Origin of the sequence: Nocardia sp. NBC_01377, from assembly GCF_045040005.1 — a bacterium.
GTDB lineage: Bacteria > Actinomycetota > Actinomycetes > Mycobacteriales > Mycobacteriaceae > Nocardia > Nocardia noduli.
The window spans coordinates 358,403-379,165 of the sequence record NZ_CP109567.1 but is presented as its reverse complement, the minus strand read 5'-3'; the positions used below and the strand labels follow the sequence as shown (position 1 = coordinate 379,165).

Sequence of the window (20,763 nt, the reverse complement as noted above, 5' to 3'; positions counted from 1 at the left end):
AGATTCTGAGTTGCCGTCAGCTGTGGTGGCGTGATCTCTGGCGGTCAAGGCAAGACTTCGCCCTCGACGCCGAGTTCGTAGGCCGCAGACTGCCAGGGCACGGCAATGCCTCCTCGAGGGCACCCGGTCGAGCTCATCGGATATCTCGACGACCGAGGATCTAGCCTGCTGATCCCGTCCACAGTCCTCGATGAACTCGCAGGCCCCTCGCCGGTGTCGGAAGCGTGCAAGGACAGTTCACCGCCGCCCGGCCTGAATCACTACATGTGCCAGAGGTTTTCACGGACCTTCGATCTCGAGGGGTGCAACGCGCATCGCAAAGTCGCCTGGTTCACCGATCGGATGAGCGAGTGCGTGCGCGGCGATCTCGGGCGCCGTGCCGAAGTAGCGCGCGGCGTTGTCGACCGGGCCGTCGTCGCTGGTGGCGTGGCGCAGGCAGTAGCTGCACTCGTGGGTGTGCCGATCAGGCAGGCTGGCAACGACCCAGCGGCCGTTGCGTCGCACCACGGGAGTGACTTCCTCGGTCGAGAACATCCAGCGATCGGGGTCGGTCCGCGAGACGAGCAGGATGCTCGGCCCTTCGATGTCGAGGACCACCGGCTCGCTCGCGCGGTTGATCAGGATTCGGCCCTGGAGTGCCTGGGCGGCGAGCCGGTCGAGGTCGCCGCCCGAGCCGAGAGGTACGGAGTTGCCGACAATGCAGTCGGTGCAGCCACATTCGGGCGGGTCGATACCGACTCCGTTGTTGATGAAATCGGTCTTGTCGAGGACCGGCATCAGCGGTCCCCACCGTGCGCCAGCGAGATCGAGGTGTAGAAGTTGATGCCGTCGAGGCGCCGCAACCGGGCACCGCAGGTGCAAGCCCAGGCGACGTAGGCGTAGAAGCCGGTGACCCCGCGGCCGCTGTAGGACCACCGATGCAGGATGTGCTGATCGGCGGCGGCGAGGGTGCGGAACCGGTCGAAGGTCGCCCAATGGAACGATGCGGCGTCTGGGTAGGTCCGCGGGACCGCCAAGGTTTCGTCGACCTCGAACAGGGCGGCCAGGGTTATGCCTTTCTGATCCCAGGTCGCTTCCCGGTAGGTCAAGGTGCCCGACTGCCTGCCGAGGTTTCCGTCGCCGGACAGGGTGACATCGAAGGAATGGTCGTGGGTATGAGACGGTCGACGGTGCGCGTCGACCACGGCCGCAACGGCTTTCGTCGCTGCTTGGGTGATCGCGGGCAATTCGATAGTGTTGGTGTGAAGTTTCATGACTGCGTCTCGGCTTCTTTGTCCGGTGTCGATTCGGGCTGGATGAGAGCGCGTAGCGCCACGCCGAATTCGGCAGCACGCGCTGGACCGCGCGGCAAGGTCGTGACGATCTGGACCTTGCCTCGGTGTGGGGTGTAGACGTTGCCGCCGTCGTTGACCAGCTCTGGTTCGCAGGCCACGATGTCGAACGACGGGGCGTGCACCGTCAAGCCGCCGCGCGTCCGATAGACGCTGCTACCGATCGCTTTTGCCATCGCGTGCATGTCGCATCGCAAGGCCTCACGGTGGTCGGTCTCCGCGTCGCGGGCCTCGTTCGCGCTGGCGGCCAACTGCACCAGCGGTGCGAGTGCGCGGCGGCGGATATCGGCGACAATCGCGTCGATGGTCCGCGATTTCGAGATCCGAATGGTCGGGCCCGTTGGATAACGAACCGATGCAACTCCGTCGGCACCTGCGGTGTGACGACGAGCTTGCCGCGAAGGGAGGTTTCGGAGCTCTGGTCGCCGTCGAGGAATTCCAACGACTCGTCAGTCGAGGCGACCAGCTCGTCGTCGCGTTCCAGCTGGAACTCGGGTAGCTCGGCAGCGATCTTCTTGATCAGCTGACGGAACTCGTACTCCTCCTCTATGGACACGGGGTTACGCTCTTTCTGTTGCAGCGGACGCGGATTCGAGCGCCTTGGCTTCGCGGGCTTCGGCGGTGCGCAGCATCGATGCCAGGCGGTCCCGCTCCTTCTTCAGAGCGACGTAGCGCTGAAGACGGCCGTCTTCCTGGTTCTGGATGCGCTGGGTGCGCTTGGGGCCGAGAGCGCAGCCGCCGGCGGCTGCGCGGTCAGTGATCAAAGGCTCCTCGAGCGGCTTCATCTGGGCCTCGATGCGGGCCAACTTCTCTCGCCAGTACGACGCGGGGCGGTAGTAGCGCGGCTTTGGTTTCGGCTTCGGTTTCGGCTGTTTCGGTTCCGGCAGCACGACGAAGGCTTCGTCCTCGTCGCGAAAAAACCAGGGCAACAACGGCTCGACCCAGGACTTCACCCGGAAAACCTGGTTGTCGCTCGGAGGCCGTGACGCGTTGTAGGTGTCCAAGCGTTGCTGAAGGACCGCCATGTATTCATCGAGAGTGACCGGCTCGGTCAGGGCCGGTCCGTACGCGCCGAAATCCATCACTCCGGCACCGCAACGGTGCACTGGCTGCCGCAATCGCGGCGATGGGAATCGGCGATATCTTCGGCCGAATTGTGCGCGCCCATCGTTATCGCGAGATCGACGAACAGCTGCGCATGGGGGCAGCGCATGCTCTGGAAGGCCGCCCAATTCGCTTCGCTGGCGCACACGAATGTCTCGAGGCGGTCGTACAGGTCAGCATTGATTTCAGCCATGGGATACCTCCGAGAGATGTTCAAACGGGCTCTGCGCCCGTGCGATGAGTGCGGTTACCTGCCAGGTCGGGCCGCAGATTGGGCAGGTGGCCACCGCGCCGCCGTCGACGGCCGGTCACAAGCCGGGCCTCGTCGAATGCCTCGACGACCAGGCGGTGGACTGGGTGACATGCAGTTCTTCGCGGCAATAGCGTCAACGCGCTGAGTCCGCGACCGCATACGCGTTGCGACAGTGGCAATCGCGACCCGAAATGGTCCGGCTGGGAGCATTCACGCACCAGCGCCCAACCGTCGATGGCGCTCGCACCGCCGCTCGGTGCCGGATTCGAAACGCACGTCGTCGTCGGCGCCGAGGACTACCTTCGGTGCGCAGACCTCGTCTTCGAAGCAGATGTGGGCTCTATGTCCGACGCGGATCACCCTGCCCATATCCATGGCGGTGCGCAGCGTGTCCGCGTCAGCGCTCCACATATCCTGTCCCGACGGTGAGAGCGGCACGACGCGGAACATCAACGGCAATAGGCTGTCTCCTTCCCTGAGGAGCTCCAGCTGATCGAACCCGGTCCCCTCGTAGAACCTCTCGGCCACGGTGGCGTCCGGGGCGTCCGACGGCGCGAAAACCTTTTGTACGCCCCGCAATTCGAAACTGGTCAGGGCGACGTTGGGGGTGTATCGACCTCCGTAGTCGGGGACCTCGACGACGCGGTACTCGCGGCGAAGGTTCTCTCTGGCTTCGGGGAAGTCCGTGCCGGATACTTGCGCGGTGACAGCGAGGTAGGCATCGAAGGTGTAGACCTGCTTCTCCGGGCGCTCCGGAGTGATTCGTCCGTCACGCGGATGTCGTTCGTCGCCGCATTCGTCATCGCAGAGGTGCAGCGCCGCTGTGTCGGGAGCGGATTCGACTTTGTCAGTGCCCTTGGGCATTTCTGAACTCCAATTCTTCTCGAATAGTGTTTACCTGCAACGGTTTCGATCGGCTGCGACTCCCTGTGCGCCTCTGGAGGATGCGGAGTCGGTGTCGTAGCCATGCCGTGGCGCGGTGGCCTTGGCCGGGCGGTTCCCGAGTTCTCCGCAGCAGGTCCGATCAGAGAGGCCGATTGCCGATCGGCTGTCGCGGCCCCGAATTCGGTCTGCGCGAGCACCCAGCGGTGTCCCCACGCAGCCGGATGGCGGGCGGGATCTGCGTGGGCGCCGACGGGAGGTGCGTAGAGCGAGGGAGTACGACGATCGCCGGTTTCGATCGGGTGGGCCGACTCGGGGACTCCGGGTCAGGCCACTTGTGTCCAGATCTGGTTGATGAGTTCGCCGGTCAGCGTCGACCACGGCAGTTCGGCGATCAGTCTGCCGTGGTCGACGTGAAACGCCCGGATCGAAAGCCCGTTGCCCCGGCGAACGAATTGCACTGTCAACCCGGTGCCGCGGGCGTTCTCGTGCACGATCGTCCCGTCGCGCAGTTCGATCTCTTCGGCAAGTTCGTCGACGGTGTCGAAGTAGTCGGCGGGGAGGCTGGCGTCGCGTTGAGCGGTCAGCAGTTCCCGGTAGCTGGCACGGATGTCGGCGAGTTCTTTGGCGGTGAACGCGTCGGAGTCGCCGTCGGCCACCATCTGGCAGCCGCAGCGCACGGAGTCGGGATGGCGGCGCTGGCGCAAATTTTCGATCGCGGCGGTTACGGCGTCGCGGGCGCTGTGCAGGCTGTGCCCGATCGCTGTCTGTTCGTCGCCATCGGGGTAGATCTGTGCGAGCCAGTGCACGATCTGCGGGCGCGTCGAGGCCAGCCCTGCGGTGGTGGAGACGATGACCATGTCCGCCGCGGCGGGCATGCCGGTGATGGCGGTGCCGATGGTGGCCTCGATGGCGGTGTTCGTGCCGCCGGTATAGGTGACGCGGGCCGAACCCAGCCACGCGGTCAGCTCCGCGAGTTCTTCGGCGTAGACCTCGGTGAGCCGGTCGAGCGTGATCTCCCGGGCGGTGTAGGCGGCCGGGATGCGCGCTGCGGCCCACGCGGTGGGCAGTTCGCCACCGGCGGTCAGGTGGGCGTCCAAACCTGCCCACAACGCCGCCACTTCGGCGTCGTCGGAGCCGACCGTGCCGGGGTTGTTCGGTGCGTGGTCGGGCTGCGAGGGAGCGGTCAAGACACGGATCCGGGTCAGGGTGGCCTCGGCGGCGACCCGGTCGGTGCGCAGCACACGAGCGCGGTGCTCGACCGCGATCCTCATTCCCGATTCGGTGGCCACATAGATACTGGCCACGCGTAGGTGGCTGCCCGTGGCCTGCAACTCGTCGGGATCGATCGGGATGTCGGTCAGGGCACGAGGCCCGTTGTATCGGACGCCACCGAATTTGATGATCTCGAATTCGGTGTCCAGCTGGCATATCGGGGCTGCGAACAGGCCGCGGCCGTCGTAGGCGAGCCGGTACCGTACGCCGTCGCCGAATTCCACGACATCGCCGCCCAGCGGGTCCTCGCAGGTCCCTTCCACCTCGGCGCGGGCATCACGAAAGCGCTGTAGCAGGGCCTGGTCGGCGTCGGTCCAAGTGAGGTCTGCGGCGTGCTGGCCGTGGATCACCAAACCGGGGATGACACTGGTGATGGTGTGACCGGTCGGGTCGTAGGTGTCGACGTCGACGATGAGTGGGCACCGCTGGCAGGCATACAGCGATGTCCAGCCAGCAGCGACGGTGGGCTCGATCTCGACACCGTCGACGTCGCAGGGCTGGAAACCGTCCAGGTCGGGACGGTTGCCGCACCGGCAGGTCCAGTCGTCCTCGGCATCTGCCCGGATCTGGACGGAAGAGTGCACGTAAGCCATGGTGGTCGGCCCTTCTGATGGGGGAACACACAGTCCGCAAGGCGCGGGCTGGAGGGGAGGGGTGAGAGCAAGGGCAAGGGGGCGACGGCGCAGGTCGTGGGGTGCGGACGTGCTGTCCGCGAAGCCCCGGGCAGGAGACGCGTCCGTGACGGGCGAAGTGGGGCGATTACCGGTGTGGTGCGCGCAGCGAGAACGGCAGGTACCGCGGCCGGTTGCGGCCGGGTCGCTATCCTGCGTATTCAGCACATATTCGGCAATCGATCAGCGCGCGCTCTCGACGTGGCCGTGCCAGTCAGGCATGATACGAACATATGTTCGATTCCGAGGTGGGTGAGACGAGGGCCGAGCGGTCGGAGCAGCCGCTCAGCGACTTGCCGCGCGCGGCCCAGCTGGAGCAGCTGAGGGCCCGGATGGCGGCGATTCCGCCACGGTCCGGCGCCTCCGCTCCTCATGCCAGCGCACCGCAGCAAACGGGCCGCGTCACCGAAGATGTCGAAGTCATCCCGATCGAGGGGCCGCTCGGGCAGCTACTGCCCCACGGTGGGCTGCCCCGGGGAAGCGTGGTGTGCTGTTCCGGGAGCGCCACGATTCTGATGGGGTTGCTGGCCCAGGCGTCCGGCGCCGGACGCAACGTCGCCATGGTCGGCAACCCGGGGGCAGGGTGGCTGGCGTGCGCCGAGCTCGGCGGCGAGCTGGAGCGGATCGCTCACGTCCTGCCGCCGCCGGGCTCCGACGTCCTGGAAGTGGTAACGATCCTGGCCGACGGCATCGACGTCATCGCTCTCTCGGACCCGAGCGTGACCGCGGCACCGGCACGCTCGAAGGTGATCACCGCACGGATCCGTGAGAGAGGCGCGGTCCTGCTGACCGCCTCACCTACGGTGATCCGGCCCTCGTTGACCATCACCGCCCGCGCACGCGGCTACGACGGCTTGGGACAGGGCAGCGGGCGTCTGCGCCGAATCTTGTTCGAGGTCGCGGTGACCGAACGCAGCGGCAGCCGTCGCACCGCCCGGATAGTCCTGGACGCCACCCTGCCCGAACGGGTGCGCTGGCATCAGGCGGGCGCCTCACCGTCCCGGACACAGTCGGGGCTGGAGCGGACCGGATGAACGACCTGCTCGGCGCTCCGGCAACGCGACAGGTCCGGCCGGACGATCGGCGTGATCGTCCGGCCGGACTCTTCGAACGGGTGGTGCTCGACGGGTTCAGTCGCCGTAGGTGAGGTCTCCGGCCTCTTGGATCACTCGGCCCGCGAGGTAGAGATCGCCGTTGGAGTCGAGGATGGCGATGATCTTCTTCTCGGTCCCGTGGTGGGTGGTGAAGAAGATCTTGTCCGCCTCCTGGGTGTTGCTGAAGTTGGTGTTGACCGACAGTTCGATACTGTTCGGCGAGCCGACCAGGACGTCCTTCTTGCGGGGCTCGTCCGGATAGCGCTGGTTCTGCCGCAACGCCACCCGACCGTTCGGGTCGCCCTCGGTCCAGTCACTGGCGACACCGAGATCCAGATCAGGCATTGTTCATTCCTCCTCCCGCCCGAGAATCACCTCGGGCGCACAACGAGCTCTCCGTAATTGATCCGAAGAGCACAAACCACGCGATAACCGAACGGCGAATAATCGATGAGTCATGCATTTTGCACTCATCGAAAAGCAGACCGTCCCCCTGTCCGCCACATGATCTCTCGCGTGGCAGATTCGAGCATAGTGGCCTCTAAGTGCAGTTTTCCGGGTTACAGACAACGTAAGGCGAAGATCGACATTTATACACACCGTCCCTTCACATCGGAAGAAATATTCCGAATACGGACCGGTCGCATTCCTTGGTAATCGAAAGATAACCGAGCGATGAGACCAAAAATTCAGCCGATCGGAAGCCATCGAATGTATTCGAGTGAATAGTGGAAGTCATCGGATCGAACAGTCGGAATCGATGCAAGCGGTGCCGCCGCGTCCGGCTCCCTGCTCGCGTCGTGGTGGGCGAGGGCAGCGGTCAACTGCTCGGTCCGCTCGGTCGCGGGCCTGGCACGGCCGAGTTCGGGCAGGTGTTTGTAGAGCGTCGAGCGGGAGCGCGCGAGGAGTCGCGCGGTCGAGGACGCTGATTGGTCGGGTGCACCCGCCTGATGTGCCGGTGTGCTGCTTGGACTCGACTCGCAGGATCAGATCGGCTCGCGCTGTGGCGCTACCGCGAAGGTGACCGGAACCGTCTCGCCCAGAACTGATTACACGTCGAAGGCATCGGGGTCGCCGTGCAGTTCCTCGATGCGCTCGTGCCTGAAAGGTCGGTGGTCGTGGGTCAGGTTCGCGCGGATTCTTCGATCCACAGGCGCGCATCCAGGGCTGTGAACGCCGCCTCGGCCTCGTTGCGGTGAGCCGGGTGGTGTCCTCGGCGAGTTCGAACCCGGCGTCGTAGAGGCAGGTCACCACTGTGGCGGCACTTGCTCGGCAACGGCTGTCCATCCGGGTGTACCCGGGGCGCCGTCGATAGATTCTCGGGTGAAAACGGCCGTTTCGGCCCGGTAGTGTCGATCGGCATGGCCACGCCCGAGATCGAGCAGGCAATGACCTGGACCGCCGTCATCGGCACCACTCCGGTCGTGATCGTGCTGCCCCGATTCCGTAGCGTGCACATCGCCGAATCCGGCACGCTGGCTACCGCGGATGCCTGGACCACCGCGCTCACCGAACACGGCGCCCAGCCGATGCGCGATACCGATTTCCTCGGCGATCCGGCACCGGGCTGGACGGTCACCATCGGCGCGGGTGTGACCACGGTGCGGATCACCGGCCCGACCGGACTCGGCGAAATCTACTCCGGCGGACTGGAAGCTGATACGCAGTGGCGTGAGCGGGTCGCGGGTCTGCATCACATCGGCGCGGGCTTGGTCCTCATCAGCGGCACCGCCGATCAGCTGACTCCAGACGCCGCGCTGGAAATGATGGAGGCCGAACGCGCGGTGTGGATTCGCGCCACCTTATGGATGTAGTTCAGTTCAGACCACTGACCGCCTGAAGTGGGTAGTCGGGCAAGGTCAGGTGTGAGTGCGACGGTCAGTGAGGTTGGTGACCTCCCTTGCCTGCTCAAGGTGTTGTCGGAGTGTCTGGTTGTCGATGGTCAGGCGGGCGATGTTCGCCGCGGCGAGGTCGAGGTGTTGTTGGAGCTGGTGGTTTCGACGGCGAAGTTTGGCGTTGCGGGCGACCAGCCGCGCGTGTTCGGTGCCGGCTGTTCGGTCGATGTGTGCGGTTGGCGGGGTGCGCCGGATTTCTCCGAGTTCTTTCACGATCTCGGGGTAGTGGCGGCGAAAGGTCGTGTTGGACAGCCCGAACTGGCGGGCGAGCGCCAGGACGCTGGGTCGTCGCCCGTCACTGTGGGATTGCTCGACTAGGTCCGTGAATGCTTGTCGCACTTGAAGTTCGGCAGGAAGGCTCATGTGTCCTCCGAGGCATGGCGGGCAAGGAAGTTCTCGATGTCGCCGCGGCGTGAGTGAAGTTGGTGCAGCAGTAGCGGGGGCGGCGTCGGCCTGGTGGTGAGTTGCCGGTCGATGTGGGTGATTTCGCTGCGCAGGTTGTCGACATTGTCCGCGGTGAGGGCGACGTTCCGGCAGACTAAGGGCTTGCAACTGCCGATGTCGGGGCGCAGGGTGTCGCGGTGGTCACGGCGCTGCTGACAGAGGGCTGTGTCGTGGGTGTGAACGCAGGTGACGTATTTGCCGGGATAGACGGCTGGGTCCTCGCGGTCCATGAGTCGACGAAGGCGTCGCTCGTCGGTGATGATCTTGCCGTGGAACCGTGCTTGGTCAGCGAACTGTTCGAGTCGGCGGGCGGCTTCTGCGGCAGCCGGGCCGACTAGGTGGGAGTGTTCGTGCTGGTCGGTCATGGTGAGCAGGTGTTCGCCGCGGGCGAGGGCTTGTTCGGATTCGACTTCGGCTCGGAATCCGGAGTCCGACGTTCCGGCGTAGCCTTCGAACATCTGAATGCTCAAGTGCCGAAACGCAATTGCGCCAGCAATGGAGCCGCCGGGGCGGCGGGCGATGAACCAGGCCAACGTGCGACGGAATTGCCTGGTTTGCAGTCTCCAGGTTCGCCCGTTGACGGTGGGGATGACGTCGTGGCGGTGGTGGGTGGCGCAGTAGTCGTTGATCCAGCTGAGGAAATTGTTGAGTTGTAGGGCGGTTCCTTTTGTGGTGATCACCTCGTTCTGGCCATTCGCGCCAGCACCGCATCCGTTTTGGAGGTGAGCGAAAAGAAGATCGGTGGAGGTGGGTTGGAGTGTTTCCAGGACCGTGATCGCGCGGGCAGCCGCAGCCCCGACGACCCAGGTTGCCTGGACGCCCGCCGGGTCGGTTTCGCCTTTGAAAGCAAGACTGGCGAGCTTATAGCGGTAGGTGTGTCCGTTCTCGTCGCGCTGGAGTTGCAAGCAGCCGCGGCGCAGATGTTTGATCTCGCTGTCGCGCATGCCGGACAGGAACGCGATCACCACGTAGGCGGCCGCCATCAGGGCGCGTGAGAGTCTGACGAGCCCGTTGAGCTTTGCGCCGTCGGTGACGATCTCCTCGACCCAGGGCCGCCCGTCCAGGTGAGCTGTAATCGAGATGTCGAATGGGGTGGCCTCGGCGACTCCGACTTTAGCCTGAATCCACCGATGAAATCGGTGGATTCAGGTGTGTCGAAATGAGGAAAGTGCCTTCTGAACTGGGATGATTGGAGTTCTCACGCAACAATCAGTTCCAGATCCGAAAGACACTTTCAGTGCGATTGTTCCACAGGTTCGCCGAGGATTCGGCGAGGTTCGATGACGATGGGCTCGTGTCGTGCGCGGGGTTGGTTCCGGTGATGGCCTTGGCCGAGCAAACCGGTTTGACCAGCATGTTCGATGAGAGGATCGTGATCGACTCGCCCCGGATCGCCTCCGGGTCGGCGAATCCGGCGCCGAAGTTGGCGACGTTGATCGCGGGGATGTGCGCCGGCGCGGACAGCATCGATGACATCGAGGTGTTGCGCAGTGGCGGGATGGGTAGTCTGTTCGGTGGTGTGTACGCGCCCTCGACGGTGGGAACCCTGTTGCGGGAGTTCACCTTCGGTCACACCAAACAGTTGGAGTCGGTGATGCGCGCCCACCTGCTCGCCCTCATCGAGCGGGCGGGCCTGCTGCCCGGTATCGAGGTGCGAGCGTTCATCGATATCGACTCGCTGTTGCGTCCGGTCTACGGACATCAGAAGCAGGGGGCGTCCTACGGGCACACCAAGGTCGCTGGGAAACAGATTCTGCGCAAGGGACTTTCACCTTTGGCGGCCACGATCGGCACCGATCTCGCCGCGCCCGTGATCGCGGGAATGCGGCTACGGGCCGGGAGGAGCGGATCCGGCAAAGGCGCCGCTTCGATGGTCACCGCCGCGATCGGCACCGCCCGCTCGGCCGGTGGGACCGGTGAGATCCTGGTGCGCGGTGATTCGGCCTACGGCACCCGCAAGATTGTGCGCGCCGCTACGCGCGCCGGTGCCCGGTTCTCGCTGGTGCTGACCAAGAACACCGCGGTGAAAGCCGCCATCGCGTCCATCCCCGAGAACGCCTGGACACCGGTTCGTTATCCCGGCGCGGTCCGTGACCCCGACACCGGGGAATGGATATCCGACGCCGAAGTCGCCGAAATCTCCTACACCGCTTTCGCTTCCACCGACGATCGTGTCACCGCGAGACTGATCGTGCGCCGCGTCAAGGACGCCCGCTATCCCGACGCCCTGTTCCCCGTCTGGCGATATCATCCGTTCTTCACCGACTCCACCGAAACCACCACCGACGCCGACATCACCCACCGCCGCCACGCGGTGATCGAGACCGTGTTCGCCGACCTGATCGACGGCCCCTTGGCTCACATGCCGTCCGGGCGATTCGCCGCCAACTCCGCCTGGACCCTGTGCGCCGCGATCGCTCACAACCTGCTGCGCGCCGCCGGCACCCTGGCCGGGAACCGACTCGGGCGAGCCCGCGGATCGACCCTGCGCCGCAAGATCGTGAACATTCCCGCCCGACTCGCTCGACCACAACGCCGCCCTATCCTGCACCTGCCCCGCCACTGGCCATGGACCGGCGCGTGGCTGAGGTTGTGGCACAACACGATCGGCTACAAACCACCACCCCCGACCACCACCTGACCCGCCCCGGCCATCCGGCCCCAACCAGGAATCTCCGTGGAAATGCTGGGCACACCAGCGGTCACTCCACGCCCGAAACCCCGCTGGCCCGCACGCCGGAGGCGTGCGGGCCAGCTCCACATTCGATCAGTGGATTCAAGTTTAGCGGCGACGGCGAGGATGTCTGAGTGGTGGCGCATGAGGGTTCTGCGAGAGCAGTCCGCGAGGGTGGCCAGTCGACTCACGCTGATCTTTCCCCGATATCCGGGAAGCGGCTGGTTGCGGCGGATATGACCGTCGAGCACGGCCATCAGCGCTCGGTCAGCGTCGCGGTTGCGGCCCCGAGGCGTGGACGACGCTTCACGCCAGGTCGCCCATTCCGCGTGGGCGGCGAGAATGTCGGGGGCGAAGACATCGACGAAACGAATCGCCCAGGCAAGCAGCGGACCGTGAACCTGCTCGGGGATGCGGTCGGTCCGGTTCTCGGCCGAGGTCTGCTTGGACTCTCTCCAGCCGTCGAGGTGGGCTGGATCGAAGCTCAGTGTGTCACTGAGAACGTCGCGATAACGCCAAAGCATCCGGACCGCGGTGCGGGTCTTGACACGCTGGGACTGGTTGCGCGAAGTGGCACTCAACTGCTTGTTGAATCGCACCAGATCGGCGCCGACGATCGAGGCAAACCGCAGTTCGTGATCTGCCAGCGTGGATTGTCGGTCGGCCCATATCAGGAACGGCCGGACTTCGGTGAACCGTGTGCGGATCGTCGACAGTGATGGCCGAGGCTCGCCGTCTGGAAGTTTCCCGGACAGCATGGCGTAGAACAGCTCTTTCGCCATGATCCTGCAAGCGGGTGGGACGGTGGTGAAGTCGAGTATCTGGGCCCATCGGCCTCGGAACCCGTGGTCGGGCAACCCATCCGAGGAATATCCCCGCAATCCGACATCGCGCCAGCGCCGATAGGTGGCCGGAGGTGCCCATTCGATCTTCTCCCGGCCCGCGCCGTGACTGTAGGTCGCTGGGGTCGTTCCAGCGGCGGCTCGGTGCCCGACGATGGAAGGCTGCGCCCGCCGCGCCCGTTGCGGGATCGGGTTCTGAGCGAGGTGTTTTGCGCTCACCTGCCAACCGTAGAAGCGGTTGACTGCGGTGACCTCGCGATCCCATGTGGAGTCATCGACGCGGGGCCCGGCTGGGTCTCGTCGCCGCCAGGCCAGGTAGGCCAGGTGATCGGCGGTGCTGGCATCACGCCATGTGACGCGATTGCGGTTGTGCCACAGGAAGTTAAGGAAGGCCTTCAGGTCTCGCGCATAACCGATCTGAGTGTTGTAGGCCGCGCCGAGCATGTCGGCGGACATAAAGAAGCCGTTCAGCGCGGTGTCGTAGTCGAAACGCGGCGACAACAGAAACGGCGTTTTCGCCGGGATCGCGGCTCCGTCGCGCCACCGAATCCACTCGGCGGCGGTCGGTAACGTGAACGGCGGCAACACCGTGGGAGTCGGCAACTCAGTCGGGAAATAGCACAACCTCCATCCGAGAACAGGCACTGCGACAAAATACGAGCACCCCCGCGACCGACACGCCGAGATTGGGCGAAGCCGGTCACGACCGCCCGTCAGGCCGGTGAGGCTATCGCCGAAGTCGGAGTTCCGGTAGAAACGGCAAGAAACGACGGATTTGGCGTAGTTGCTGGTCAGGCCGACAGCTCAGGTAGTCCGTGCTGGTGGTCGAGGTGGCCGGAAAGCCGGCTTTCGGACGGATATGCCGTAGTGAACTGGTCGCGCTGGGTCGCGTGTCTTGCCGAGGTATTCGGCCGATCGATATGTCGGAAATCGGTTCGTCAGGATCGGTTTGTAGTGGCTACGCTGCGGTGATGCCTACGACGAGGTTCGAAAACGGTCAGCTCGTCATCGACGGCTACGACAGCGCCGTAGCGGTGGTCGACTTGCACGGTTACGGCGGCCGCGACAGAAAGGTCGCTCACCTGGGCGACCTCGCCAAGCACCACATCGATTTGGCTTTCGTCGTGGAGGCCACCGAACGGCTGCTGCGGTTTCCCGGCGATCCCACGGTGGTGCGTACAGCGTTGTGGCGATCGGCGATCGTGACCTTCGCACGCTGTTTCGACACCAAGTCCAACGCACGGCAGTTGGACCTGGAGGCGGCCAAGGTCTACCAGGCCGGGCTGCCCCGTCAGCTCCAGAAATATATGCAAGATCTGCGCGACAAGGACATCGCGCACGACGATGCCTTGGTGACCGACTCGAAAGTTTGTGCTGTGCTTGGCCCCGACAACCCTGATACGAAGGTCATCGAGGTGTTGTTCCTGCATATGAACGCCGACCAACTCTCGGATCCGACAGCCGTGCCGAACCTGCGCCGGCTGGCACAAGATGCATTCGGCTGGGTTGTGGCCGAATTCGAGCGGCGACGCGAACTGCTGGTCGAGGAGTTGCGCGGGCTCCCATACGAACAGCTCGTCACCTTGCCTGTCCCTACGATCCAACCGAAAAAGTACCCCCACCCGGTCTCGACGCCGTAGAGGGCAACACCCACTTCGGTTTTCCCGCGCAGGCGGCCGGTGCAGCTGGCCTGCGGTTCATGTCGAGCAGCCGAGGTGTCCGGAACTGTCCCATCAGGGCCGACAGGCCCGTTTCGTACATTCTTTTCGGTTGGCCGTCAGCAGAGATTTCTTCCTGAGAATTCGCTGATGTTGGGAACTCGCGAAAAGTGATGGCCGTTGGCGGGGTGGCACATCGGGCGGGACCACCACGTGGAAAGGATGTCGGCCTCATGCACAACGGCGTGTTCGACAAGGTCAGGGTCGGCAGTGGCAGCGAGGACGAACGCGGCGCAAGATCAGCGGGCGTGCGTCTCGGAGTGGTGGTGGATTGAGTGTTCGCCTGGTGGGGTGATCTGGTCTCACGAATCCGTTTCGTGGTCATCGGGGTGGTGGCCGCGGCGATGCTCGGACTGGCCTGGTACGGCGTCGGGCTCGAAGACCATCTGAGTTCGGGTGGCATGTTCGACCCTGGCTCGGAGTCCTCGGAGGCCGCGCGGGTGGCCGACGCGGCGTTCGGCCGCAACCACGATGGCGATGTCGTGATTCTCTACACCGCCCCCGAGGGCAAGACCGTCGACGACCCGGAGTTCGCGGACAAGATCGTCGACAGTCTCAACAGTCTGCCGAAGCGCTATCCGGAGCAGATCGCGGGGATCAATGCCGCCTATTGGCGCACCGAGACAGGCAAGATCAGCGGATCACGCGTGGCGACCGATGATCGCAAGCACGCGTTCGCCGCGATCGCGATCCGCGGTGACGACGACACCACGATGGTCCGCAACTATCGGACGGTCAAGGACGCCTTCGCCATCCCCGGCGTCGATGTGCAGGTCGGTGGGTTGCAGCCGGTGGCCGGGGCCCTGAACGACACCATCGCCGCCGACATCCACCGGATGGAACTGCTGGCGTTCCCGGCGGTCGGGGTCCTGCTGTTCTTCATCTTCGGCGGTCTCGTCGCCGTGTCGTTGCCGCTGATCGTCGGCGGGCTCACCGTTTTCGGCGCGTTCGGCATCGTGATGTTCCTGACCGAGTTCACCGAGGTCGCATCCTTCGTGTCCGCGGTGGTGTCGATGATCGGGTTCGGTCTGGCCATCGACTACGGACTTTTCATCGTCAGCCGCTTCCGCGAAGAACTCGCCGAGGGCTACGACACCCCGACCGCGGTGCGCCGCACAGTCATGACCGCGGGCCGCACCGTCGTGTTCTCGGCGACGATGATCGTCGCCAGCCTCGGCGGCATGCTGCTCTTCCCACAAGGATTCCTCAAATCCATCGCCTACGGCGCGATCGCCACCGTGTCGATGGCGGCACTGACCGCGATCACCATCCTGCCCGCGATCCTGGCGGTACTCGGCCCACGCGTGGACATGCTCGGGATCAAACGCTTACGCAAAACCAGATCCGCCGACGAGGTCGAAAACGGATTCTGGGGACGCAGTACCCGCGCGGTGATGCGCCATCCGATCAAGGTCGCCGTCCCGATCGTCGCCGGGCTGGTGTTGTTGATCCTGCCCATCGGCAACCTGGTCTTCGGCGGATTGAGCGAGAAATACCTACCGCCGGACAACCCGACACGTCTCGCGCAGCAGGAATTCGACGTACTCTTCCCGCTGCGCAAATCCGACCCCATCGAGCTGGTCTTCGTCGGCGCCGACACCAACGCCATCGGCGCACTGTGGAAACAAGCCAACACCGCACCCGGTCTGGCCGCACCGTTCGGCATCCCCTCGCGCTCGACGACCGACCCCGAGGTGTTCCGCACCACCGCCGCGCTCACCGACTCCGACGAAGCAGGCCTCACCATCGAATACCTGCGCGACCTCGAGCAACCCGACTCCGTGCGCATGCTCGTCGGCGGTGTCCCGGCGCTGCAGAAGGACAGCATCGACGCGCTACTGTTCTGGATGCCGTGGATGATCACCGCGGTTGTCCTGATCACCACGCTGCTGATGTTCTTGACCTTCGGCTCGCTCGTACTGCCGATCAAGGCCGCGCTGATGAGCGCGCTCGGTCTCGGCTCCACCCTGGGCATCCTGACCTGGATCTTCATCGACGGACACGGTGCCGGACTGCTGAACTTCACCCCGCAACCGATCACCGCACCGGTGCTGGTCGTGATCATTGCCATCATCTACGGCCTGTCCACCGACTACGAGGTGTTCCTGCTGTCCCGAATGGTCGAAGCGCGCGCCAAAGGCGCGTCGACCACCGAGGCAGTACGCATCGGCACCGCCCACACCGGGCGCATCATCACCGCAGCCGCCCTGATCCTGCTCGTGGTCGTCGGCGCCTTCGCCTTCTCCGACCTGGTGATGATGCAATACATCGCCGTCGGCATGATCGCCGCCCTGATCATCGACGCCACCGTCCTACGCATGCTCCTGGTACCGGCCACCATGAAACTGCTCGGCGACGACTGCTGGTGGGCCCCACCCTGGATGAAACGCATCCAACAACGAATCGGCCTCGGCGAACCCATCCTCGACGACGCACACCCCCGTAACGCCAACCCCGTCGACCTCATCCGGGCCACCCCCATCACCGACCCGGTCACCCTCCAGATCCCCGCTGTCTACGAACCCGACCCCCCACCACAACGACGTGCGCCACAACAACGACGACCGCCCCGACCCCGAACCACCGACCACGCCGACATAGAGCCGCCCACCACACCGATCAATCGCTGAACCCGCCCCCACTGAATTCACCACCAACCAAATACCCTCCAGCTCACTAACAATCGACTCGATCTGCTCGCCCGACCATCACCCTCGCCATCACGGTCTGACCACCCCAACGATCAAGAGGCTCCGTAGCCCCGATCCGGAGCGACCCCACCCGAGGACCCTGCGGCCGACACCCCGCGATCGGGCGAAGCCGACGGTCGCGGGGGTGGGGGCGGCGGCCCACCCCCTGCGACCGGTCACTGACCAGCTATACACAAGCCCAGACCGAGCTGGGGTGAACCCGCACCGCGTGTGGCCGCAATCAGTTTGTCTCGCGACGTGGCATCAGAGTTCTGTCTCAGAATCGTGGCATTCCCCAGGCCCACGAAATGTCTGCGATGGACTGACAGCGCATCCTCGTTCTGATACGCGCGTGCCCGAATCTGTCAGGTCTTGCGAGAGCAGAGGCCACGGAAGTGTCATGTGCTGTGGTCCACGAGCGTGGCGAGCCCTTCGCGGCTGCTGATTCCGGTGCGTTGAGATGCCCGGAACAGGTGTCCCTCCACGGTTCGGATCGAGGTGACGAGTTGTTCGGCGATCTGTCGGTTGGTCAGCCCTGCGGCGACCAAGGCGATCACTTCGCGTTGCCGCGCGGTCAGCGGGCAGGGGCATCGCAGCGATCGTAGTGCGGGTGTGGCGGCGCCGGTCGCCGCGGAGAGCCGTTCGGCCGACGCTGCCGCAGTGAGGGCAGCACCGCGAAGACCACGGTCGCGCAACAGGTTCGCCGCTTGCGCGAAGGTGTCGGCCGCAGCGATCCGGTCACCGAATTGCTCATAGCGGCCGGCGGCCTCGCACAGTCCGTCGCAGTCACCGGTCTCCAAACCGGTGGCGTGCAAGGCGGCGGCCGCGACCCGCGGTCCTTCGACGATCGCTACGAGCTCGGTGAGGCGTCGCGCTTGGTTCCGGTCGCCGAACTGGACCGCGGTTTGGCGGCACAGGACTTCGTGGGCGAAGAAGTGTTGCCCGCGAGCTATTTCGGCAGCCTCGACAGCGAGCGATACAGCGCGGCTGGTGACCCCGGCTGCGGCACCAACCCACGCCCGAGTGAGGAGCAGGACGCTCGGTGGGCTCAACGCCGCGGCAACCGAACCCGGTCCATGGTAATCCTGCAATAAGGTCGCCGCGGTCTCGTTGTCGCCGCTCATCGCCACAGCGGTGACCTGCTGGAGCAACGCCCACGTCTGTGTCCAAGTCGATTCCGCGACGACATTCACCGCTCGAGCTTCCCTGCACCGCTGGACAGTCACGGCCAGATCTCCATGAGCGATCGCGACAAGTCCTTCGATGAACTCCCAGTAGGAATACGCCAGGGGGAAGTCCAACTGCTCGCGAGTGAGCTGCGCGACCAGACCAGCGGCCTGTGCGAGGTAGCCGCCGGTGTAGAGCCCTAGCAAGTGATGAACACTGTGCAGCAGATGGGCGGTGGCCGAACGAGTGGAGTTTCTGCCCATCACATAGCCGCGCTCGGCAGGCGCGGCCATAGCGCTGTAGCGGCCCAGCATGGCGTTGCCCGTGGTGAGTCCCATGAGGGCAACCAGCTCGTAGTCTTCGTTGAACAGCTCTGCCGAGTCCAGCGCCACCTGCGCCGCCTCGACCGCCCGCGCCGGGTTGATCTGGAACGCTGCCGTACACGCTACGGCCGCATCGTAGATGCCTCTCAAACCCGCTGCGGCGGCCTCGTTTTCCAGCGCAGCCACGCAATTTTCTCCGGGCGGCCCCACCATCATGTCCTTGATCACAGCAGCGAGTACCGTCATGGCGACTCGTTCTCGCGGTGACTTGGCCGATGCTGCCAGCATGGTGGTGATCTCGTGCGCCTCACGGAAGCGTTGAGTGTCGATCAACCCACCGACGTGCGCCCAGTGGGCCCGGTACCCGCCACCGGCCGCGACGGCGTGGCGCGCGAGGCGTTCAGCGGTGATCGGATCCGACAGTCGCAGCGCTGCGCGAGCCGCATCGATCAGCAGGTCGCTGTCAGGGGCGAGATCGGATCCACACATGAGCACCGCTCGTCGGACCAGCATGATCGGGCCGGGAGCGTTGTCGTGGAGTTCCAGTTGGCGTGCGACCTTGCTTCGCAGCGCTTGCAACCGGGTAGGAAGGCTGCGCGCCCGGCGGACTTCCCCGAGCAGAGGGTGCGCCAGCCGTGCCACCGCCGGTGCTGCGTCGGTGTCGATGACGATCAACCCGGCACGGTGGGCGGCTTCGACCGCGTCGGGATCGCACAACGCCGTGAGCACCGCGACCTCGAGAGGGTCAGCGACCGACACCAGGTCCACCACGACCAGTACAGGTGCCGGTTGACGGGCGATACCGGCGTCGATCAACTCGGTCAGCGGCGCCGAGATCTCCGGGCGGCCCTCCCACACCCACACCCCGTCTCGTTCGCTCAACCGGCCGTCGGCGCGTTCGCCCTCGACCAGGTGCCGCAGGTGCAGCACGTTGCCGCGGGTGAAACGCCACAATCCCGCAGCGGCGGAGGATTCGAGGTGCCCGCCCAGTGTGCGGGTGAGTAGATCGGTGGTCTCCTCTTGTGAGAGCGGTTGCAGATCCAGCCGTGCGATGAGTTGGTCCTTCCACAACCCTGTCACCGCGTCGGGGGCGGGTTCGCCGCTGCGCATCGTCAACAGCACATCAGCGTGCGAATGCCGCACGATCTGGTGCAGCGCGAGTGCGGACTGCTCGTCGAGCAGGTGCGCGTCATCGATGACCAGGAGCACGCGATCCCCGCTCCCGTCGCCGGTCAGTGCGTTGACGACCGAACGGATGCGTCCTACCGAGTCATGGACGTCGGTCTCGATGACCTCGGCGAAAACCCCCAATGGCACCGACTGCGCCGATCGGGTAGCCACGAACCAGCGGCACCACCGCCCCTGGCCCTGCCAGTAAGCGAGGACCTCTGCGGCCAGACGGGTTTTGCCGACACCGGCCGGGCCCGAAAGGACCACGCCGTGGGCTGCGGGAGTAGTGGATTCCCGTAGCCGGTCCAGTTCCTCGGCCCGCCCGATCAGCGGCCACGCCGCAACCATGGTCTCAGAATAATCGTCGACGGCACCGGATAAGGCCAGGTCACGCGATCGTATCGTCATCGCCGCCCTCGAGCGCGGATCGCGGCGAGTTTCACCTCGGCCATCGCCAATACCGACCCCACCGCTGCCACGTCCAGGGCCAGAACCTTCGCGATCACCTCATCGGTTACGCCAGCAGCGCGTAGCCGCAGCGCCTCCAGATATGGAAACGGCAGTCGATCCATCGCCCATCGATCCCGCTCGTCCTCGTCCATCAGCCCACCCCACGACCTTTCTGCTCTCGACTAAAGGGGCTAGCGCACACCCGGCTTCCGCACGGGAACCGACTGATTCGCAAGGACCCGGCCAGACCCTTCGCTGGTGAGGCCGGGAACCTGCCGTCTTGCCGCCTCGGACAGCGACGCTCAGCGCAAGGCAGGGTCGGTTGCCATCGAACTGCTACCCGTACCCACCAAGAGTCCGTCGAGTCCGTCCAGGACCACGTTGGCCAGTTCGACCTGGACCGGGCGGATCGAGTCCAGCACCAGGATTTGCGGTTTCGGGACCGGGGGCTGGGTATAGCAGACCGTGCGGACCATGCGAGTTCCCGGCGCGACCTGCGAGAGCAGCACGCTCTGCTTGCCTCCGACCGGGACATCGATCTTTCGGGTATCGCCACCATCCACCGATGCCCAGCACCCCAGTGGATCGACCTCCGTGGACGTGACGGTGACCTTCACCCGCTCACGGCCACCGACAGGCTCCGGATCCAACGCCGTCGCCGAAGCCGAGCCCGGCCACACCGCGACCGCCGTCGCTGCTGCCAGCGCGAGCACTGTCGCCCCAATAGTGTTGTGTCGCATCACATACCTCCGTTCGCAACAGCACAGGATCGGAGCCCTG

The 20,763-nt window shown here is 65.0% G+C and carries 20 protein-coding genes; 7 read left to right on the top strand and 13 right to left on the bottom strand.

What is annotated here, in order from left to right:
• Positions 1 to 279: 279 nt before the first annotated feature.
• The 3 genes from OG225_RS42130 to OG225_RS42120 are packed head-to-tail and all read right to left on the bottom strand — an operon-like array spanning position 280 to position 1,582.
• Positions 280 to 777, bottom strand: coding sequence for a hypothetical protein (locus tag OG225_RS42130; RefSeq protein WP_331757984.1), 498 nt, complete (start codon positions 775 to 777; stop codon positions 280 to 282).
• Positions 777 to 1,253 (bottom strand): hypothetical protein, encoded by a 477-nt coding sequence (locus tag OG225_RS42125; RefSeq protein ID WP_331757982.1) that lies wholly within the window; start codon positions 1,251 to 1,253, stop codon positions 777 to 779. The genes OG225_RS42130 and OG225_RS42125 overlap by 1 nt, the downstream gene beginning before the upstream one ends.
• Positions 1,250 to 1,582 (bottom strand): hypothetical protein, encoded by a 333-nt coding sequence (locus tag OG225_RS42120; RefSeq protein WP_331757980.1) that lies wholly within the window; start codon positions 1,580 to 1,582, stop codon positions 1,250 to 1,252. Before OG225_RS42120 ends, OG225_RS42125 begins: the two co-directional genes overlap by 4 nt.
• 104 nt (positions 1,583 to 1,686) lie before the next feature.
• Here OG225_RS42120 and OG225_RS42115 point away from each other — a divergent pair, with 104 nt between their 5' ends.
• On the top strand, positions 1,687 to 1,830 hold the full coding sequence (locus tag OG225_RS42115) for a hypothetical protein (RefSeq protein ID WP_405183578.1): 144 nt from the start codon (positions 1,687 to 1,689) through the stop codon (positions 1,828 to 1,830).
• A 61-nt stretch (positions 1,831 to 1,891) separates the two neighbouring features.
• Here OG225_RS42115 and OG225_RS42110 read toward each other — a convergent pair whose 3' ends face one another.
• The 4 genes from OG225_RS42110 to OG225_RS42095 form a co-directional block, all read right to left on the bottom strand.
• Complete coding sequence (locus OG225_RS42110; protein WP_405183577.1) at positions 1,892 to 2,416, bottom strand: hypothetical protein; 525 nt, start codon at positions 2,414 to 2,416, stop codon at positions 1,892 to 1,894.
• Positions 2,413 to 2,628, bottom strand: a complete 216-nt coding sequence (locus tag OG225_RS42105; protein ID WP_331757973.1) for a hypothetical protein — start codon at positions 2,626 to 2,628, stop codon at positions 2,413 to 2,415. The genes OG225_RS42110 and OG225_RS42105 overlap by 4 nt, the downstream gene beginning before the upstream one ends.
• 270 nt (positions 2,629 to 2,898) lie before the next feature.
• The gene (locus OG225_RS42100; RefSeq protein ID WP_331757972.1) at positions 2,899 to 3,552 is read right to left on the bottom strand and encodes a hypothetical protein; all 654 of its coding nucleotides are present in this window, start codon (positions 3,550 to 3,552) and stop codon (positions 2,899 to 2,901) included.
• A gap of 344 nt (positions 3,553 to 3,896) precedes the next feature.
• A complete protein-coding gene (locus OG225_RS42095) occupies positions 3,897 to 5,429 on the bottom strand; it encodes a hypothetical protein (RefSeq protein WP_405183576.1) in 1,533 nt (510 codons plus the stop codon).
• Between the two features lie 320 nt (positions 5,430 to 5,749).
• Here OG225_RS42095 and OG225_RS42090 point away from each other — a divergent pair, with 320 nt between their 5' ends.
• Positions 5,750 to 6,550, top strand: a complete 801-nt coding sequence (locus OG225_RS42090; RefSeq protein WP_331757967.1) for a hypothetical protein — start codon at positions 5,750 to 5,752, stop codon at positions 6,548 to 6,550.
• A 96-nt stretch (positions 6,551 to 6,646) separates the two neighbouring features.
• Here the strand turns inward: OG225_RS42090 and OG225_RS42085 are convergent, their stop codons facing one another.
• Complete coding sequence (locus OG225_RS42085) at positions 6,647 to 6,955, bottom strand: DUF6342 family protein (protein WP_331757965.1); 309 nt, start codon at positions 6,953 to 6,955, stop codon at positions 6,647 to 6,649.
• A 1,016-nt stretch (positions 6,956 to 7,971) separates the two neighbouring features.
• Between OG225_RS42085 and OG225_RS42080 the strand changes: the two genes are divergently transcribed.
• Together OG225_RS42080 and OG225_RS42075 are read left to right on the top strand one after the other, a co-directional pair.
• A complete protein-coding gene (locus tag OG225_RS42080) occupies positions 7,972 to 8,424 on the top strand; it encodes a hypothetical protein (RefSeq protein ID WP_405183575.1) in 453 nt (150 codons plus the stop codon).
• Positions 8,425 to 8,475: 51 nt separating this feature from the next.
• Positions 8,476 to 8,823, top strand: coding sequence for a hypothetical protein (locus OG225_RS42075; protein WP_405183574.1), 348 nt, complete (start codon positions 8,476 to 8,478; stop codon positions 8,821 to 8,823).
• A gap of 41 nt (positions 8,824 to 8,864) precedes the next feature.
• Here OG225_RS42075 and OG225_RS42070 read toward each other — a convergent pair whose 3' ends face one another.
• On the bottom strand, positions 8,865 to 9,932 hold the full coding sequence (locus OG225_RS42070) for a hypothetical protein (protein ID WP_331757958.1): 1,068 nt from the start codon (positions 9,930 to 9,932) through the stop codon (positions 8,865 to 8,867).
• 254 nt (positions 9,933 to 10,186) lie between these two features.
• On the opposite strand from OG225_RS42070, the gene OG225_RS42065 reads away from it, so the two are divergent.
• Positions 10,187 to 11,590, top strand: coding sequence for an IS1380 family transposase (locus tag OG225_RS42065; RefSeq protein WP_331757956.1), 1,404 nt, complete (start codon positions 10,187 to 10,189; stop codon positions 11,588 to 11,590).
• On the opposite strand, the gene OG225_RS42060 is transcribed toward OG225_RS42065, so the two are convergent.
• Positions 11,560 to 13,110, bottom strand: coding sequence for a site-specific integrase (locus OG225_RS42060; RefSeq protein ID WP_405183573.1), 1,551 nt, complete (start codon positions 13,108 to 13,110; stop codon positions 11,560 to 11,562). The two genes, OG225_RS42065 and OG225_RS42060, sit on opposite strands and share 31 nt — an antisense overlap.
• A 170-nt stretch (positions 13,111 to 13,280) precedes the next feature.
• Here OG225_RS42060 and OG225_RS42055 point away from each other — a divergent pair, with 170 nt between their 5' ends.
• Together OG225_RS42055 and OG225_RS42050 are read left to right on the top strand one after the other, a co-directional pair.
• Positions 13,281 to 14,105 (top strand): hypothetical protein, encoded by an 825-nt coding sequence (locus OG225_RS42055; protein WP_405183572.1) that lies wholly within the window; start codon positions 13,281 to 13,283, stop codon positions 14,103 to 14,105.
• A gap of 353 nt (positions 14,106 to 14,458) precedes the next feature.
• Positions 14,459 to 16,813 carry an MMPL family transporter gene (locus tag OG225_RS42050; protein WP_331757949.1) on the top strand — a complete coding sequence of 785 codons (2,355 nt, stop codon included), beginning with the start codon at positions 14,459 to 14,461 and terminating at the stop codon, positions 16,811 to 16,813.
• 458 nt (positions 16,814 to 17,271) lie between these two features.
• Here the strand turns inward: OG225_RS42050 and OG225_RS42045 are convergent, their stop codons facing one another.
• The 3 genes from OG225_RS42045 to OG225_RS42035 all read right to left on the bottom strand — a co-directional run bounded on the left by OG225_RS42045 (position 17,272) and on the right by OG225_RS42035 (position 20,723).
• On the bottom strand, positions 17,272 to 19,881 hold the full coding sequence (locus OG225_RS42045) for a LuxR C-terminal-related transcriptional regulator (protein WP_405183571.1): 2,610 nt from the start codon (positions 19,879 to 19,881) through the stop codon (positions 17,272 to 17,274).
• A gap of 56 nt (positions 19,882 to 19,937) precedes the next feature.
• Positions 19,938 to 20,135 (bottom strand): hypothetical protein, encoded by a 198-nt coding sequence (locus tag OG225_RS42040; RefSeq protein WP_216915449.1) that lies wholly within the window; start codon positions 20,133 to 20,135, stop codon positions 19,938 to 19,940.
• A 150-nt stretch (positions 20,136 to 20,285) separates the two neighbouring features.
• Positions 20,286 to 20,723 (bottom strand): hypothetical protein, encoded by a 438-nt coding sequence (locus OG225_RS42035; protein WP_331757943.1) that lies wholly within the window; start codon positions 20,721 to 20,723, stop codon positions 20,286 to 20,288.
• Between the last annotated feature and the right edge of the window lie 40 nt (positions 20,724 to 20,763).